The following is a 15,357-nucleotide window of genomic DNA, read 5'->3' on the forward strand; positions in this document are numbered from 1 at the left end:
TATCTTAATTATAAATGATCCTTCTTTTGGATAATGATACTAAATTCAAGGGACCCTAAGAACAAAACGTGACAGCTCAACAATAACCTCGATATAATGAGAAAACATAATGCGGTTTTTATAGGAGGGTACTTAGTGACTGACCATAAAAAATCCCCACCTACACCAAGATGGGTGAAGATACTGTTTACTGTTGCCATTGTTTTGATTCTTCTATTTGTAGTTTTAAAGCTTACGGGCATTGGTGGAGAGCATGGGCCGGGGCGCCACCTCTCGGAGAATGATTCTTTGAATTACACATCACCTGTTGAACGGCAACTGATAAAGTCATGATGATGACTCAAGGCATTCGCAAATTTACACTTACTGTGCATATCACTACATCAGTAGGTTGGTTGGGAGCAGTTGCTGTGTTTTTAGCTCTTGCGACTACTGGGCTTATTAGTGAGAATGATCAGTTGGTTCGATCTTCTTATATCGTCATGGATGTTATTACAAAATCTGTTATTCTCCCCTTAAGTATTGCCTCACTTATAAGCGGGGTCATACAATCCTTAGGCACGAAGTGGGGGATATTCCGACACTATTGGGTAGTGGTGAAACTTATTCTAACAATCATTGCTGCGATTGTTTTGATTCTTCAGCTTGAACCTATAAGTTACATAGCAGCTCAAGCTTATGGTTCACCCTTAACGAGTGGTAGTTTTCACGAGGTTAGACTCTCGCTGGTTGTACACGCGGTTGGAGGAATCGTGGTGCTGCTATCAATCATCGCATTATCTGTATTCAAACCACGAGGGATTACGCGATATGGTTGGAGGAAGCAATTAGAACAGGAACGGAGTTAAATCGGTCATATGATCTCACGCTGATATGTAAATGCCATAACTTAAGACCAAAAAAACGATGGAACCCTATAGGAGTTCCATCGTTTTTTGTCCGAGGAAAATACAGTTGACTTGATCGCTGAAGTTAAGCTCCCATGAAAATTAAAACTTGGCTGCTGTAAAATGACAATAGAAAAGAAGACCGCTGTTTTGATCTTTTTTAAGTGGGGCAGCGCTCGGATATAGAGATATAGATTAACTTTGAGAGATTAAGAGACTTCAGAAATACTTACTGAATATCCTAAGTTCTCTAGCCGTCGAACGGCGTACTTTACAATAGATTGTTGTTTCTGCTTGTCAAAGTAGTCTTCGCCTAAATCTACATATAACTCTTTACGAGTTAAGAGATAGAAGGCAATCCTCAACATCGCATGTGCCACATTAATTGCTGCCCGTTTTTTACCCTTTCGTGCTGCTGTACGTCTATACATGGCACCAAGGTAATTTTTAGAGGCTGCAACCTATAAAGTTTCAACGCTTGAAATTATCAATGCCAATCATCTTACGAACACTCAGCTTCTGATTGGCCAAAAACTAATAATTCCTAATGCTATCAGCAGCACTACGCAAAACAGTGTTGTTGCTAAACCAGTCAACGAGATCACATATGTAGATTATTTAATTCAAAGTGGTGATACCTTCTGGAATATCGCGATAAAACATGGGATCCCAATGCCTGAATTGATACCGATTCATACAATCCCAACAACCACAACTCCAGGACCTCAATATGGGGAGAACTTGGATTGGTTTCAAGCGGCTCAGTATTTATTTCCGATCAATAAAATTGCGACCGTGACTGATTTAAGTACTGGAGTTCAGTTCAAAGTGAAGCGGGTGATGGGAGAGATCCATTCCGATACGGAGCCCTTAACTGTAGCAGATGCAGCTCAAATTAAGGCTGTCTGGGGTGGAAGTTATTCTTGGAAAACAAGAGCGGTAATCGTCACTGTTGATAATAGGCGGATTGCGGCTTCCATGACATCAATGCCGCATGGGGAAGACTTCATGAAGGATAACGATTTCGTTGGACATTTTGATATTCACTTTAAGAATAGTTTGCGTCATGCCGACGGTAAGCTGGATTTGCTACACCAAGCTGAAGTATCAAGAGCTGCCGGTATAAAATAGGAAGCATAAGCCTTCGTTAACGATAAAATGTCGTTCCGATGGCTTGGCCTTTATTCGAATAATTAGGGGGCCGACTAGCTCAAGCTATTTAAGAAAGGATGAATCCGGGTGAAACAGATTTTAGTTGTTGAAGATGAGCCGAAAATTCGAGATGTCGTCACTTCTTACCTGAAAAAGAATGGATTTAATACCTTAGAAGCCGAGACAGGAAAAGAAGCTCTACATACGCTTTACAAAGAGACCATTGATCTCGTAATTCTAGATTTAATGCTTCCCGACATGAGCGGAGAAGAGGTTTGTAAGCAAATCAGGCAAACGAGTTCCATCCCTATACTTATGCTTACGGCAAAAGTATCCCAAGACCAACGACTTGAAGGGCTTTCACTTGGGGCCGATGACTATCTTACAAAGCCATTCGATCCTCGTGAGGTAGTAGCTCGAGTGAGGGCGATACTCCGTCGTTCAGATGACACTCAGCTGTTAGCGGATCGAATCAGTTTCCAGAACGGTTATTTGATTAGATTCTCTGCAGCACAAAGTTCTCGTCCAGTCTGAACCAATTAGTTTAACCCCCAACGAGTACAAGTTACTGCTTGCGATAGCGAAACATCCCCAACGCCCTTTCACGAGGGAACAGTTGATCGAAATGGTTTGGGGATATGACTTTGATGGCGACGTAAGAACCGTCGATCAGCACATCAAGAACTTAAGACAGAAGATTGAGCCTGAACCACGAAATCCTCTGTTTATTGTTACGGTTTATGGGGCTGGTTATCGGTTCACAGGAGGTGCCCCGTCAAGTGCGTCTACATAATAAATTGGCAGCGATCCTCATTGCTATGGCAGCCATTATATTAGTGTTGTCTACGGTGAGTACGTTATTGAGCATTCATTACCATCTTCGATTATTTAATCACCAACAGCCGCTCCATTCGATGATGGTTGACGAAGCGAATTTCCCTGCATTTGATTTTCATCTAGAACAAGCTCTTGTACAATCTACGCTGCTTACCTTCATCGGTTCTCTGATGATCGCAGTGTTAATCGGTTTTTATGTAGCGCGGCGCATTTCTTCTCCTTTAGTTGAGATGAAGGGGATCGCAGAAAGAATGATCACCGGGGAATGGAACTCTCGGGCAAATGTCAAAGGGAAAGATGAACTTGCACAATTGGCCTCTTCGCTCAATGGGCTTGCCGAACAATTACAAGTCCAAGAGCAGCTGCGGATCAACATGTCTCAAGATGTAGCTCATGAGTTAAGAACTCCATTAGCGACATTAAAAAGTCACATGATTGCCCTTGAAGACGGAATATGGGAGCCCACCCCTGAACGAATACATGCGTGCTACGAAGAAATTGAACGATTAATTTCATTAGTTGCAGAACTTGAAGAACTGAATTATATGGATTCCCCCGAGTTTCGTCTTCAGCTTGAGAAACAGTCGCTGGCCCCAGCAATACATAAAGCTAATGACATCGTAGCGGCAGCATTCCTGAATAAAGACGTACGCTTAAATATCATGCTTGTACCTAATGTAAATATTCAGATGGACTTTAATCGAATAATACAAATTCTCGTCAATATCCTGACGAATGCGTTGACACATACGCAAATAGGCGGTCAGGTCGATGTGAGAGCGGAAATACAAGGGGAATACGTCATAATCGACATTCATGATTCCGGTCCAGGGATAGCCTCTGAGGATCTACCTTACATCTTCGAGCGTTTCTATCGTGGAGACAAATCAAGGAACCGAAAATCAGGTGGAAGCGGAATTGGCCTCGCTATTGTAAAAAAGCTCGTCTTAGCTCATAAAGGTGCAATTTGGGTTGAAAACCACAACGGAGCATTATTCCATATTAGATTGCCTATCATAGATAATCAGCCTGCTCATTAAATAAAGAGCAGGCTTTATTTGATAGCTAAGGACTTTCACACAAGCTCTGGACTCATAAAGGGATCTTTTGAAACAACTAACCCGTCTTTATGAAAGGATTCTAATTTTTATAGAGCAGGACTTCGACACGAAAACTCGAATCCTACTTCTAGCATAAAAAAACCACATACCTTGCCGAATTCCGTAAGGAAACGGGGGATCCATTTTGGGTGAATTAATCTGGTAATAAGAGATTATAGGGAACCTTCAACCGAACCCCTCAGCTAACCTCGTAGGCATCGAAGGGAGAACAAATCGTTTTATGAAAGTGCTTGCATCTCTGTTAGGGGCCATCATGTTATTTACGTTTGGTGCATCAAGTGTTTTTGCTGATATGTCTGAGTTAAGGCATGCAACCAGTAAAGTTGTAGGAACTCCATACAAATGGGGCGGAACTACGACAGAAGGTTTCGATTGTTCGGGATTCATTCTATACATATTCAAACAGTTCGATGTAAAGCTGCCGCGCGTCTCCAAAGCACAAGCGAAAGTAGGCACCGCGGTTGAAAAAGATCAGCTGCGCGAAGGAGATCTCGTTTTCTTCAATACGGATGGAAAAGGGATTTCCCATGCTGGAATTTATGTCGGAAATGGTGAGTTTGCTCACTCTTCTAGTAGTAAGGGTGTAACAATTAGCAAGTTGACTGATACATACTATGCGAAAAGATATGTGACCGCTCGTCGTGTCGTTACGGGTCAAGACTATACAAACATGGTTAATGACGAACATTAATTCGGTTGATTAATAACAAAGGGATAATTCCTATCACGGAATTGTCCCTTTTGTGTTGCCCAAAAGTTAAATTCCTTGAACGATGTCGTCTACACGGCTTCTACATAAGTCTTGGTTATAATGAAAGTATGAGATCAGGGATAATGCGATACTCCAACAGAAGGGATGTACGAAAAATGAAGAAAAAGCTAATGATCCTTAGTTTTGCAGCGCTTCTTGTTTTAAGTGCGTGCGGCCAACAATCAGCGACTACTGACCATAATAGTCATCAATCCATGAACCATTCAGGAACTGGTGAGGTACCAGAAGGATTAAAGGTAGAAGCAAATCCTACCTACAAAGTTGGAGAAGAAGTTGTCATTCATGCTGAACATATGCCTGGTATGGATGGTGCGAAAGCAACAGTTGTCGGTGCGTATGACACAACAGTCTATAGTGTGTCTTATACTCCGACTACCGGTGGTGAAAAGGTTACCAATCACAAATGGGTCATTCATGAAGAAATTAAGGATGCGGGCAGTGAGCCGTTTCAAGCGGGAGATACAGTTACGTTAGATGCGGAGCATATGGAAGGCATGAAAGGTGCAGAAGCCACAATTGACACTGCCGAAAAGATGACAGTATACATGGTCGACTACACGCCAACTACAGGTGGAGAAGTTGTGAAGAACCATCAATGGGTTGTTGAGAGTGAGCTTGGGAAAAACTAAGGATAAACAAAATTGGAGGCCTTTAGGGGCCTCCGTTTTATATGGTTTTTGGCGAATTTTAACGCATTTTTGGCAAGATCCCAACGGCTCTTGCGGCTGCCGCGCTCTTTTGGACAAAATCGACAGGATCGTCAATCGATTCCCAGTGAATATACTTGAAGCAGTTGCTTTGGAACAGCCAGTGATTGTGAATAGCTGTTACCTTAATACCGCGTTTACGAAGCTCAGTAACAAAGGGGTTTATTTCTTTTTCTAATATGACGGTTTCTCCAAGGTTTAACGTCCGGCCGCGCGAATCTTTCGATTCCACGGATAGGGCGAACGGTAAAGTTAACGGAGAACGGCTTCTACGACCTAAGATCTTTACATTCAAATTCCGCAGTGTTTGGACGACACAAGCACCATTTGTCACGCTACCAGTGCCCCCAATTATACGAGCTAGACGATCACAAAGATTGGTACCCATATAAACTTAACCTCCCTTCATTTTGCTAGATTAATATATGAAATAAGGAGTCTACTGTCCGTGCTATAAACTAGTGGATTATAAAAATATGTAGTTGTGCTAAGGGAAATTTAGAGGCTTAGTAGGATTTTTAGATGAGGCGAACAAAAAGTTGAAGGCCTCAGATCAAGATCTAATGAACCTGCGGAATCAGATCATCTCAATTGAAGAATGTTCCGCTACTTGGCGATTAGGAGAGTCTCGTGCTGCAGACTCACCTCTTAGTTTTTTAACGTCATATAATAGTGTGAGGTCCTATATGTACTCCATTACTACCCGAAAATTCAGGGGTTGGTTGATATATTCCAAATTACCGATTTTAGTTACAAACTATATTTATCGGTCGGAAAATTGTCAGTTACAAACTTTAGTTTTAATTCATGATAGAAGAACTCTTACTTATCAATAAACCCAAGTTACAAAGTATATTTAACGCTTTCAAGAGCAACCTTTTTTATTGTCTCCGCCAGTCTAGCGACGTAGTGGCTGTGACGACCGCTTCTTTGTCCGCATTCATCATTCCGTCACAATCTAATGGCCATAATCGGCTGATGCCATAAAAAAAGTAAACGCATGCCCCGATCATTCGTATGAATAACCTAAGCTTCACTGAAATTGAATCGGTTAAACCATTCATTCATGATCGTAGGAGGTCAATCAGCTTGTCAGTAGAAATAGTCGTCTTACTTTTGCTCATCGTATTAAATGCTTTCTTCGCCGCTTCCGAAATCGCGCTCATCTCTCTCAATGACACGAAGATCAAAACGATGGCGGAAGCGGGACATAAGAAAGCGAAAATGTTGGTCCATCTCTTAAACGAACCCTCACGGTTTTTAGCGACGATACAGATTGGTATTACATTGGCCGGATTTTTGGCCAGTGCGTTTGCGGGCGAGTCGTTCGCAGGCGTGCTCGCGACCGCTCTATTCGAAGCGGGAGTGCCGCTTTCGATCGAAGTATTGGAGACGATATCGCTTGTCATCATTACGCTGGTGTTGTCCTATTTCACGCTCGTATTCGGCGAATTGGTCCCGAAACGTCTAGCGATGCAAAAGGGCGAAGCGATCGCCATGTTCGCGGTAACGCCGCTTACGCTTCTCCTCAAAGTTGCTTCACCTTTCGTCAAATTGCTCACCTTGTCCACGAATATGACGGTACGGCTCTTCGGCGTAGACCCGGATGCCAATAAAGAAGAGGTCACGGAGGAAGAAATCCGCATGATGCTCGATGTGGGCAAAGAGAGCGGCGCGATCCAGGAAACCGAGAAGCGCATGATCAATAATATTTTCGAATTCGATAATAAGACGGTCTCGGACATTCTGACCCACCGCACGAGCGTAATCAGCATTCCGGTAACGATATCGCTCCAAGAGTTGGCTGTGATTGCGCATGAAGAGAAGTATTCCAGACTTCCCGTATATGAGGAGCATATCGACAATATCGTAGGCATCCTGCATACCAAAGACCTGATTCCTTTCATCCAGCAAGCGAACTCGGATGAATTTGATTTGAAAGCCATTATGCGCACGCCGTATTTTGTGCCCGAGAACAAACCGATCGATGAATTGCTTAAGGATCTGCAGACGAATAAGGTTCATATGGCGATTGCTATTGACGAGTACGGCGGTTTGGCGGGGATTGTGACGATCGAAGATTTGCTGGAGGAGATTGTAGGTAATATTTTCGATGAGCATGATGAAGATAATAAAGAGATTGAACGGTTAGATGACGCGACCTATATCATCAACGGAATGGTTTCATTGCGAACGGTGAATGAGGTACTGGGCATTACTCTTCCCGTCGAGGAGTACGACACGCTGAGCGGATTTATTGTCGGCCAGTTAGGTTCCATTCCGAGAAAAGGGGATCGGCCGGTTATTGAATTCGAAGGCGCGGTCTTCCAGGTGGAAGAGGTAGAGGCCAAACGAATCGGGAAAATCAGAGCGTCCCGAGTCTCGTAGGGCTGACTGCACGAATCCGAGCGCATGACAAAAATAAAGCAGGCTCTTGTCCAATCGGGCAAGAGCCTGCTTTTTATCAAAATATAAGATTTATAAGTTGCACACTTATAAATCATCTTCTATTTCTCCGGAATGAAACGGTTAACCTACGTTTGTTTTCGTATCGTTGTGGAAACATTCGTCGGAACAGTAACCTTTGTGCGTCTCTTGGCAATCCTCGCACACCAGATGCTGATGGTGGCACAGGTCGTCCGCACAGTTGACGTACACATCGGTAGGGGCGTCGCAGTGGTGGCACTTGCCGACCGTGATATCCTCATCCGTCTGATTAACGCGAACCGAGACGCGCTCGTCGAACACGTACATTTTGCCGTCGAACAAACGGCCTTGCACTTCCGGATCCTTGCCGTAGGTGGCGATGCCGCCTTCCAGCTGGGCAACGTCGGTGAACCCTTCATTCAGCAGCACGCCGGTCAGCGTCTCGCAACGGATGCCGCCCGTGCAGTAAGTCAGAATCTTCTTATCCTTGGCATCCTTGAGGTTCGTCCGGATCCATTCCGGGAATTCGCGGAACGATTCTACCGTAGGGCGGATCGCATTGCGGAAGTGTCCGAGATCGTATTCGTAATCATTGCGGCCATCGACAATGATGACGTCTTCCTGCTGCAGCTGCTCATAAAATTCCTTCGGCGACAGACGCTTGCCGCTTAAGACGTTCGGATCGAGCGGAGTGTCGTATCGCAAGGTGACGAGCTCCTTCTTCGGGCGGACGAACAGCTTCTTGAAGGCATGTCCTTCGTGCTCGTCGATCTTGAATACCATATCGTGAAAATAAGGATCTTGGCGCATGTGGGCGATGTACGCATCCGTCTGCTCTACGGTACCCGACAGCGTGCCGTTGATCCCTTGCTCGGCGATCAGGATTCTTCCCTTGACGCCCAGTTCTTTGCAGAAAGCAAGATGCTCTTGGGCATATGTCTCATAATTCTCGATCGTGACATATTTATAATATAACAAAATGCGATAAGGCTTGTGGTTCTCCATGTCGATTCTCCTGACTTGTCTATATTCATTGGATAGTGATAGTGCCGGGTTACGGCGCGGCTGCCCGGATACGATACACGCATTTTTGGCCTGCGCTCGCCAAGCATTCGGTGCGTGTTACCTCGGCCTCTAACAAAGCTTCGAATAGCTGCAGCTCGCAGGTGCAAGCATGATTATAGGTGCGTGCCACTTGGTAGATCGGGCAATTGTACTCGGTCAATTCATACTCGTGGTCGCCGTGCTTCCTCCACGTCGCCATATAGCCGTTACGATGCTGAAGGGCGGTTAAGGCAGCCACTTTATCTTCGAGCTGCTTGCCGTGCAGTTCGGCCTTATACCGTTTCTCTAGAGAGGCTTGGCGAAGATCGAACAAATGATTGACCTGTATCTCGCTGGAATCGCCTTCGAGCTCCGATAATAATTCCAAGGCAACCGTGTGGTACTTCTTCGGGAAAAAATCATCCGCCTTCTCCGTCAAGCGATAGACTGCGGCGGGTCGTCCCATGGGAAGCCGAACGGTAGAAGAGGCAATTAATTCATCCCGCTCAAGCGCCGACAAATGGCGGCGGACGGCCATACCGGTAATAGCCAGCTCTTCGGTAATGGCTTTGATGCTGAGCTCGCCGCTGGTCTTAAGCATCAACATGATCTTCTCGCGTGTCGAAAGATCGAGTTCTTCTGAAATCAAACGGCCTTCATCTCCTAGGTGGTGACCGTTATACGCCAGTGCCACAAAAGGTGCGTTGCTTCAAACATTATATACAAAATAGTTAAATAAGTATATTATACAGCATGCGAATTTTGTTGGTTATTCGTCCAATCCTGGCAGGATGAAACCTAGACCGAACCAGTGAACAGTGCTATAGTCAACTGAACGCACTTGTCGGATGATCGATAGGAATCGCACGCGCGGAGGATCCGGAAGCGGGATCCGCGCGAAGGCATCGGAAGGATGCCGGATGAATCGTTACGTATGGGAGATGAATGTGATGGAAGCTTTTTTACGCACAATCTATGACGAATCGCACATTAAAATAAATGAGCCTCTACGGAATTACGCGTATACCAAAATAGGCGGATCTGCGGATGTCCTCGTGTTCCCGGTGAACGAAGAACAGGTGCAGCAGACCCTTCAATATGCAGATCTTCACGAGATACCGGTTACGATTCTAGGCAACGCGTCGAACGTCCTCATCCGGGATGGCGGGATTCGGGGCATCGTGATGAATCTCACGTTAATGAACGGCATCGAGCGGCAAGGCAACAAGGTCATCGCCAAAGGCGGAGCGTCGCTGATCGAGACATCGCGCTTTGCCTTAAGCCATACGCTTAGCGGGCTGGAATTTGCTTGCGGCATACCCGGCACGGTCGGCGGAGCGGTCTACATGAATGCGGGAGCCTATGGAGGCGAGGTCTCCGACGTGATCGACCATGCCGTAGTCTTGACGGTGGCCGGCGAAAGACGGATTTTGTCCAAGGATGAACTGGGGCTCGAATACCGGAATAGTGCCGTGGCCAAACAAAATCTCATCGTGCTTGAAGCAACCTTCACGCTTCGGCCAGGCGTTCGCGAAGAGATGGAAGCCAAGATGAACGAACTGACCTTCCTGCGCGAATCGAAGCAGCCGCTCGAATATCCGTCTTGCGGAAGTGTATTCAAGCGTCCGCCGAATCTATTTGCCGGCAAACTAATCCAAGATGCGGGACTGCAAGGCGTGCGGATCGGCGGAGCGCAAGTGTCGACCAAACATGCCGGGTTCATCGTCAATGTGGGGGAGAGCACGTCGGATGATTACTTGTCCGTCATCCGTTTGGTGCAGCAGAAGGTCAAAGAAGCATTCGATGTTGAGCTGCAGATGGAAGTGAAGGTCATCGGGGAAGACGAATAGGTAATAGAGGCGAGGTGAGCTAAGTGAGCTAAGTTCGCCCGCCTAATAACGACAAACGGCCTCCATGCGGAAGGCCGTTTTCTTTGCGTACGCCCGGCAGAGGCATCGGGGCTAACGATACGATACCGTGGCAGAGCGTCTATCCTAAGCGACTATTGGGCGATTTTCCATTGCTGCTTAATCATATCTTTCACTAGTGCGGCCGCTTGCACCTTCTCATGCAGCTGCGGCGAGATGATGATGTCATACTGCCCGTTCAACAGGCAGGCCTTCAATTCTGCAACGGTGTTGCACGACTGATGCAGGCGGTTCATCACGCAGCCGTATTGAAGCGGGTGATGGGTGTCGCTGCCGGCAACGACGGGCAGGCCGATCTCCGACGCGAGTACGGCGACGCGCTCCTGCATGCCGAGGCCATACTTATGCAGATCCTTGCCGTTCAGATCGAAGCAATCGAGACGGCGCAGTTCTTCGGCCGGCAGATGGTGAAGCGGCGTGCTCTCCCGATGGGGATGGGCGCCGATGCGCAGGAGCGGAAGCGTGTCGCAATAGTCGAGCAAGTCGCGGATGCCGATGAACGTATGCTCTTCGACATGGGCCGTGAGCCGGGCGCGGAGGGCGCGGATCGCTTGGCGCGGACCGATCATCAGCAGATGGCCGATTTCCTGCACATCGATCTCGATGCCGGGGAACACTTTGAACCCTTCAATATCGTAATAGTCGTGCACATAGTCGTAGCGGGCGTCGAGCTGATCGTACAGGTCATTAAAATTTCGCGTGTTAAAATGCTCCGTCAGCGCAATCGCGTCCAGTCCGCTGAGACGGGCGTATTCGATCATTTCGCGGAAGCGGATCGGGTCGAAGTCGGTCTTCTTGGCGAGTTTGCCATGGGTGTGCAGATCAATATTCATCGTTAGGCTCCATTCCTATTATGAGATGTTAGAGAGGGAAAATCCGGCCGAGGGTGAACAGGGCCGCCACGAACAGAACCGAGACGGCGATGAACAGGTAGTCATGCCGCTCGATACGCAGGTAGGCCAGCTTCAGCTTCTTGGCCTGTGAGCTGGTCATCGCGTACGTGAAGCCTTTCACTTCGAGCGCCTCGACGGTCGTTCTAGTCCGCTTGGCCGTATTAAGAATGAGCGGATAGAAGGCAATGACCGTAATTTTGCCCATGTAGACGAGATAACGCCACTTGAGCAGCCCCTTGTTGCGCGGCGTACGCCCGCGAAGCCGGTACGAATAGATCAGGTTGTTATATTCCTCGATGAGAATCGGCAGCATCCGATAGCCGTACGAGATCCCGAAGCTGAACTGCGCGGGCATGCCGAGACTGAGCATGGCATCGCTGAATTTCTCGGGGTCCATACTGGCGAATACGGCGATGCTCGCAAGCGAGATGACGAGCAGCTTAAGCGTTAACGTCGACAAGGACCAGATGGCGTCCAGACTGCCGCCGAAGAAGAACGAAACGAACAGCATATAGCCGACATCGCTGACGAGTCCGACCGCCAGAATGACGAGGACGAGGGTGCTGACTCTCGAGGTGTAGGTGAGCACGACCATGAGCGCGAGCATGCCGAGCAGAACGGTTTTGTTGAAGATAAACCACGGCGCGATGGCGAAAAAGGCATACCAGATAACGAGCACGCGCGGATCGAATCGCGACAGGAACGTATTCGCGTGGCCATAGGCCGTACGCATCAGCTCAATCTTGATCTGCTCCACGCTCAGCTTATCCCAGAAGGATGGTTTAACAGCTTCCAATGGCGGTTTCCTCCTTGCAGCTTCGTTCAATGAGTCGGGCGACCAGTTCCTCCACGGTGAGGCAGACAGGCGAGATGCCGGCCATGTGGCTGAGGCGGACGATCTGCGGCGGAATAAGCCCGGCCTGCTCCAGCAGCGGCGCGCATTCGAACACCGTGCGCCCATCGGTATCAAGCGCAACCTGCCCGTTGTGCATCACGATGACCCGATTCGCCCAATCGGCGACCAGCTGCATGTCGTGAGTGGCGACGATGACCGTCTGAACGCGGTCCTGCAGCCGATCGAGCAGCTCGGTCATCTCGCGCCGGCTGGCCAGGTCCAGACTGGCCGTCGGTTCGTCGAGGAGCATGATCTTCGGCCTCATCGCAAGGCCGATGGCAAGCGTCGCCCTGCGCTGCTGGCCGCCGCTCATGAGCCGCCCGTCGCGCTGCTCCAGCTCCTTGAGCCGGAAGCGGACCATGATGTCCTCGATGAACGCTTCGTAATCCGGTATTCGGCGCGCCTTCAGGAAATATTCGACGTCCTTGCGGATGGAGTCTTCAATGAACATTTCCTCCGGGTTCTGAAAAATAAACGCGACGTCATCCGAAAGCTCCTCAGGAGAGACGGCCCTCGTTATTTGCCCGCACACCGTTACCCGCCCCTGCTGGGGCTTGCGAATCCCGGAGATCAGGCGCATCAGCGTAGACTTGCCCGCGCCGTTATTGCCGATCAGGGCGATTCGGTCGCCTTCGTATAACGTCAGATTGACGCCGCGCAGGACGGGAGCCGTCGTGCGTGCCATATCCTTATAGCCATAAGTCACCTGCTCGAAGCGGACAAGTGGCTGCCGACCGGAACGACTGTCGGCTTCCTGCGGCAGCTCGTGGGTCTGCTTGTCCCTGGAGGAGACGTCATCACCGCTGTTCGAATGGTCAGGCTGATACCGATCTTTGCCCAGGGACAGATCGTCCAGCCAGTCGGCGGCTTGTGCCAGGGTCACCGGGTAGAGCGGACGGGAGGAAGCGGGCGAATCCTGCGTCGTCGGCGTAGTTCGTTCACGCAAACGATGAAAGGCTTCGGTCACTTGCGGCGGCTCAATATGGAGCTCACCCAGCTCACTTATGGCATTCAATGCCTCGCGGACAGGCTTCACCCAGCGGATGCGGCCGCGATCCATAAGCAGCATCGTATTGCCGTATTCGGCGATGAACTCGGTATGATGTTCGATGACGATGATCGTCTTGCCGTGCACCTCGTTCAGGATGCGCAGCTTGTCATAGATCAACCGGGCGTGGAAAGGGTCCAGCTGCGCGACCGGTTCATCGACGACGATGACATCGGGGTCGAGCGACAGCGCGCCGGCGAGGGCGACCATATGCTTTTGCCCGCCGCTCAATTCCCAGATCCACTTGTCGCGCAGATGCGTGAGGCCGAGCAGCTGCAGCGCGCGCTCGCCGCGTTCGCGGTAATCCGCATAGCCGTAGTTGAGCGGGGCAAAGCAGGCTTCATCATAGACGCTCGGCCGGACGAGCTGATTCTCGAAGTCCTGGAAGACGTAAGCGACCTGCCGGGAAAGCGAGGAGACGGTCTGCTCATGGGCGGGAGCTCCGTTAATCAGCAGGCTGCCGCTGAAATCGCCGACGTAGTAGTTCGGAATGAGGCCGTTCAGGCATTTGCACAAGGTCGACTTGCCGCTTCCGTTGCCGCCGGCGATGGCGATGAAGTCGCCTCTGGCGATCGTAAGCGACACATCGCGCAAGACATCGTCCGTTGCGCCGGGATAACGAAACGTTAGGCCATGGATCTCGATAATCGGTTCCTGTTGGTTAAGGTTCATTAGAGCTTCCTCGCATGCGTGGCTTTGCGGGCGGAGCGGCGGATCGAGAAGATCAGCGTCGCGACGAGCACGAGTGCCGCGGCGCCGATGCTGGCCCAGACGACCCCGTTGCCGTATTGCTCGACGAATTCAGGCTCCCAGACGGCGAAGTTAATGTCCGCTTCCGACATGAATTCGGCGGTGCCGGCGATCAGAATGAACAAGATGCTGAGCAGCATCAGCCGCGGAGAGGCGAACTCGCCGAAGGACGCCTTAACCCGGGTCTCGCGCGGCTTCATGCCGAGCAGAGGCTCGATCTTGCCATAGAGGCGCGGCACGAGATACAGCGTAGGCAGAAGGGTGAACAGCGTGCCGGAGACAATCATCGTATTCAGGAAGTTGACGCCTTCAATGACGAAGATACTCTCGGGAAGCCCGGGTACCGCCTCCAGATCCTCGATGCCGAAGCCGACCTTCGCGATGTCGACGATGACGCTGAGCAGCTGATCGATGCCGATCGCGACATAGGCGGCAAGCGCCAGCTGACGGCGATTCGATGGATTGCTGACGAGCAGACCGGCGATGTAGACCGCAAGCGAGAACTCGATGAATTTCTCGACCTCGCCGAGACCGCCGAACTGGCCGAGCAGCAGCTCTCCGAAGATGACCTCGCCGAAGGAGGCACCAAGCGCCGCGTAGAGCGGATTGAACAGGATGGCGAGCGTAAGCGGCACGAACATGAAGTACTCGACCTTCAGCTCGATGAATCCGAGTTTCACCGAGGGGATCAGCTCCGTGAACATATTGGAGATGCCGTACAGCGACATCGCCAGAATAAAGACCATCAGCTTCTGGGACGACGTCATTTCATTGCGGGATAGCATGTGGAACCCTCCTATAATGATTTGGTCTGGCATGTGTTGGTTCAAAGTATAGGCAAGGATTGTTAATCCGGCGTCAACCGGAAATGGATGTATTGTAAAATTTATTTCATA

14 protein-coding genes, 1 pseudogene and 1 riboswitch are annotated in these 15,357 nt (G+C 49.3%); of the genes and pseudogenes, 8 read left to right on the forward strand and 7 right to left on the reverse strand.

The window, feature by feature from the left end; all coding sequences use genetic code 11:
• The first annotated feature begins 329 nt into the window (after positions 1-329).
• From FHS18_RS18930 to FHS18_RS18960, 6 genes and pseudogenes are all read left to right on the forward strand, one after another.
• Positions 330-848, forward strand: a complete 519-nt coding sequence (locus FHS18_RS18930) for a hypothetical protein (protein WP_183601661.1) — start codon at positions 330-332, stop codon at positions 846-848.
• Between the two features lie 780 nt (positions 849-1,628).
• A complete protein-coding gene (locus FHS18_RS34465) occupies positions 1,629-2,018 on the forward strand; it encodes a hypothetical protein (RefSeq protein WP_183601662.1) in 390 nt (129 codons plus the stop codon).
• A 108-nt stretch (positions 2,019-2,126) separates the two neighbouring features.
• Positions 2,127-2,832, forward strand: a pseudogene (locus tag FHS18_RS18945) (response regulator transcription factor).
• Positions 2,819-3,916 carry a sensor histidine kinase gene (locus FHS18_RS18950; protein ID WP_343060580.1) on the forward strand — a complete coding sequence of 366 codons (1,098 nt, stop codon included), beginning with the start codon at positions 2,819-2,821 and terminating at the stop codon, positions 3,914-3,916. The pseudogene FHS18_RS18945 and the gene FHS18_RS18950 overlap by 14 nt, the downstream one beginning before the upstream one ends.
• 162 nt (positions 3,917-4,078) lie before the next feature.
• Positions 4,079-4,209: riboswitch (cyclic di-AMP (ydaO/yuaA leader) on the forward strand.
• A gap of 8 nt (positions 4,210-4,217) precedes the next feature.
• The gene (locus FHS18_RS18955) at positions 4,218-4,688 is read left to right on the forward strand and encodes a C40 family peptidase (RefSeq protein ID WP_183601663.1); all 471 of its coding nucleotides are present in this window, start codon (positions 4,218-4,220) and stop codon (positions 4,686-4,688) included.
• A 176-nt stretch (positions 4,689-4,864) separates the two neighbouring features.
• Positions 4,865-5,398, forward strand: a complete 534-nt coding sequence (locus FHS18_RS18960; RefSeq protein WP_183601664.1) for a YdhK family protein — start codon at positions 4,865-4,867, stop codon at positions 5,396-5,398.
• A 58-nt stretch (positions 5,399-5,456) separates the two neighbouring features.
• Here FHS18_RS18960 and FHS18_RS18965 read toward each other — a convergent pair whose 3' ends face one another.
• Positions 5,457-5,864, reverse strand: coding sequence for a DUF1259 domain-containing protein (locus tag FHS18_RS18965; protein WP_183601665.1), 408 nt, complete (start codon positions 5,862-5,864; stop codon positions 5,457-5,459).
• A gap of 701 nt (positions 5,865-6,565) precedes the next feature.
• Between FHS18_RS18965 and FHS18_RS18970 the strand changes: the two genes are divergently transcribed.
• Entirely contained in the window at positions 6,566-7,864 is a 1,299-nt protein-coding gene (locus tag FHS18_RS18970) for a hemolysin family protein (protein WP_183601666.1), read from the forward strand.
• Positions 7,865-8,005: 141 nt separating this feature from the next.
• Here the strand turns inward: FHS18_RS18970 and trhO are convergent, their stop codons facing one another.
• Together trhO and FHS18_RS18980 are read right to left on the reverse strand one after the other, a co-directional pair.
• A complete protein-coding gene (trhO, locus tag FHS18_RS18975; protein WP_183601667.1) occupies positions 8,006-8,908 on the reverse strand; it encodes an oxygen-dependent tRNA uridine(34) hydroxylase TrhO in 903 nt (300 codons plus the stop codon).
• A gap of 49 nt (positions 8,909-8,957) precedes the next feature.
• Positions 8,958-9,596, reverse strand: a complete 639-nt coding sequence (locus tag FHS18_RS18980) for a helix-turn-helix transcriptional regulator (protein WP_246427768.1) — start codon at positions 9,594-9,596, stop codon at positions 8,958-8,960.
• Positions 9,597-9,867: 271 nt separating this feature from the next.
• On the opposite strand from FHS18_RS18980, the gene murB reads away from it, so the two are divergent.
• Complete coding sequence (gene murB, locus FHS18_RS18985; protein WP_409348561.1) at positions 9,868-10,797, forward strand: UDP-N-acetylmuramate dehydrogenase; 930 nt, start codon at positions 9,868-9,870, stop codon at positions 10,795-10,797.
• Positions 10,798-10,949: 152 nt separating this feature from the next.
• On the opposite strand, the gene FHS18_RS18990 is transcribed toward murB, so the two are convergent.
• The 4 genes from FHS18_RS18990 to FHS18_RS19005 are packed head-to-tail and all read right to left on the reverse strand — an operon-like array spanning position 10,950 to position 15,246.
• Positions 10,950-11,708 (reverse strand): PHP-associated domain-containing protein, encoded by a 759-nt coding sequence (locus FHS18_RS18990; protein WP_183601668.1) that lies wholly within the window; start codon positions 11,706-11,708, stop codon positions 10,950-10,952.
• A 28-nt stretch (positions 11,709-11,736) separates the two neighbouring features.
• Positions 11,737-12,564 carry an energy-coupling factor transporter transmembrane component T family protein gene (locus FHS18_RS18995; RefSeq protein WP_246427769.1) on the reverse strand — a complete coding sequence of 276 codons (828 nt, stop codon included), beginning with the start codon at positions 12,562-12,564 and terminating at the stop codon, positions 11,737-11,739.
• On the reverse strand, positions 12,551-14,383 hold the full coding sequence (locus FHS18_RS19000; RefSeq protein ID WP_183601669.1) for an ABC transporter ATP-binding protein: 1,833 nt from the start codon (positions 14,381-14,383) through the stop codon (positions 12,551-12,553). Before FHS18_RS19000 ends, FHS18_RS18995 begins: the two co-directional genes overlap by 14 nt.
• Positions 14,383-15,246, reverse strand: a complete 864-nt coding sequence (locus FHS18_RS19005) for a DUF8171 family membrane protein (RefSeq protein ID WP_183601670.1) — start codon at positions 15,244-15,246, stop codon at positions 14,383-14,385. The genes FHS18_RS19000 and FHS18_RS19005 overlap by 1 nt, the downstream gene beginning before the upstream one ends.
• Between the last annotated feature and the right edge of the window lie 111 nt (positions 15,247-15,357).

The sequence above is a fragment of the Paenibacillus phyllosphaerae genome, assembly GCF_014192105.1.
Lineage (GTDB): Bacteria > Bacillota > Bacilli > Paenibacillales > Paenibacillaceae > Paenibacillus_Z > Paenibacillus_Z phyllosphaerae.

Excerpts from the sequence above, each read along its gene's own strand:
- FHS18_RS18930 (WP_183601661.1), top strand. The coding sequence starts at position 330 with ATGATGATGACTCAAGGCATTCGCAAATTTACACTTACTGTGCATATC.
- FHS18_RS18955 (WP_183601663.1), top strand. The coding sequence starts at position 4,218 with ATGAAAGTGCTTGCATCTCTGTTAGGGGCCATCATGTTATTTACGTTT.
- FHS18_RS18960 (WP_183601664.1), top strand. The coding sequence starts at position 4,865 with ATGAAGAAAAAGCTAATGATCCTTAGTTTTGCAGCGCTTCTTGTTTTA.
- FHS18_RS18965 (WP_183601665.1), bottom strand. The coding sequence starts at position 5,864 with ATGGGTACCAATCTTTGTGATCGTCTAGCTCGTATAATTGGGGGCACT.
- trhO (WP_183601667.1), bottom strand. The coding sequence starts at position 8,908 with ATGGAGAACCACAAGCCTTATCGCATTTTGTTATATTATAAATATGTC.
- murB (WP_409348561.1), top strand. The coding sequence starts at position 9,868 with ATGAATCGTTACGTATGGGAGATGAATGTGATGGAAGCTTTTTTACGC.
- FHS18_RS18990 (WP_183601668.1), bottom strand. The coding sequence starts at position 11,708 with ATGAATATTGATCTGCACACCCATGGCAAACTCGCCAAGAAGACCGAC.
- FHS18_RS19000 (WP_183601669.1), bottom strand. The coding sequence starts at position 14,383 with ATGAACCTTAACCAACAGGAACCGATTATCGAGATCCATGGCCTAACG.
- FHS18_RS19005 (WP_183601670.1), bottom strand. The coding sequence starts at position 15,246 with ATGCTATCCCGCAATGAAATGACGTCGTCCCAGAAGCTGATGGTCTTT.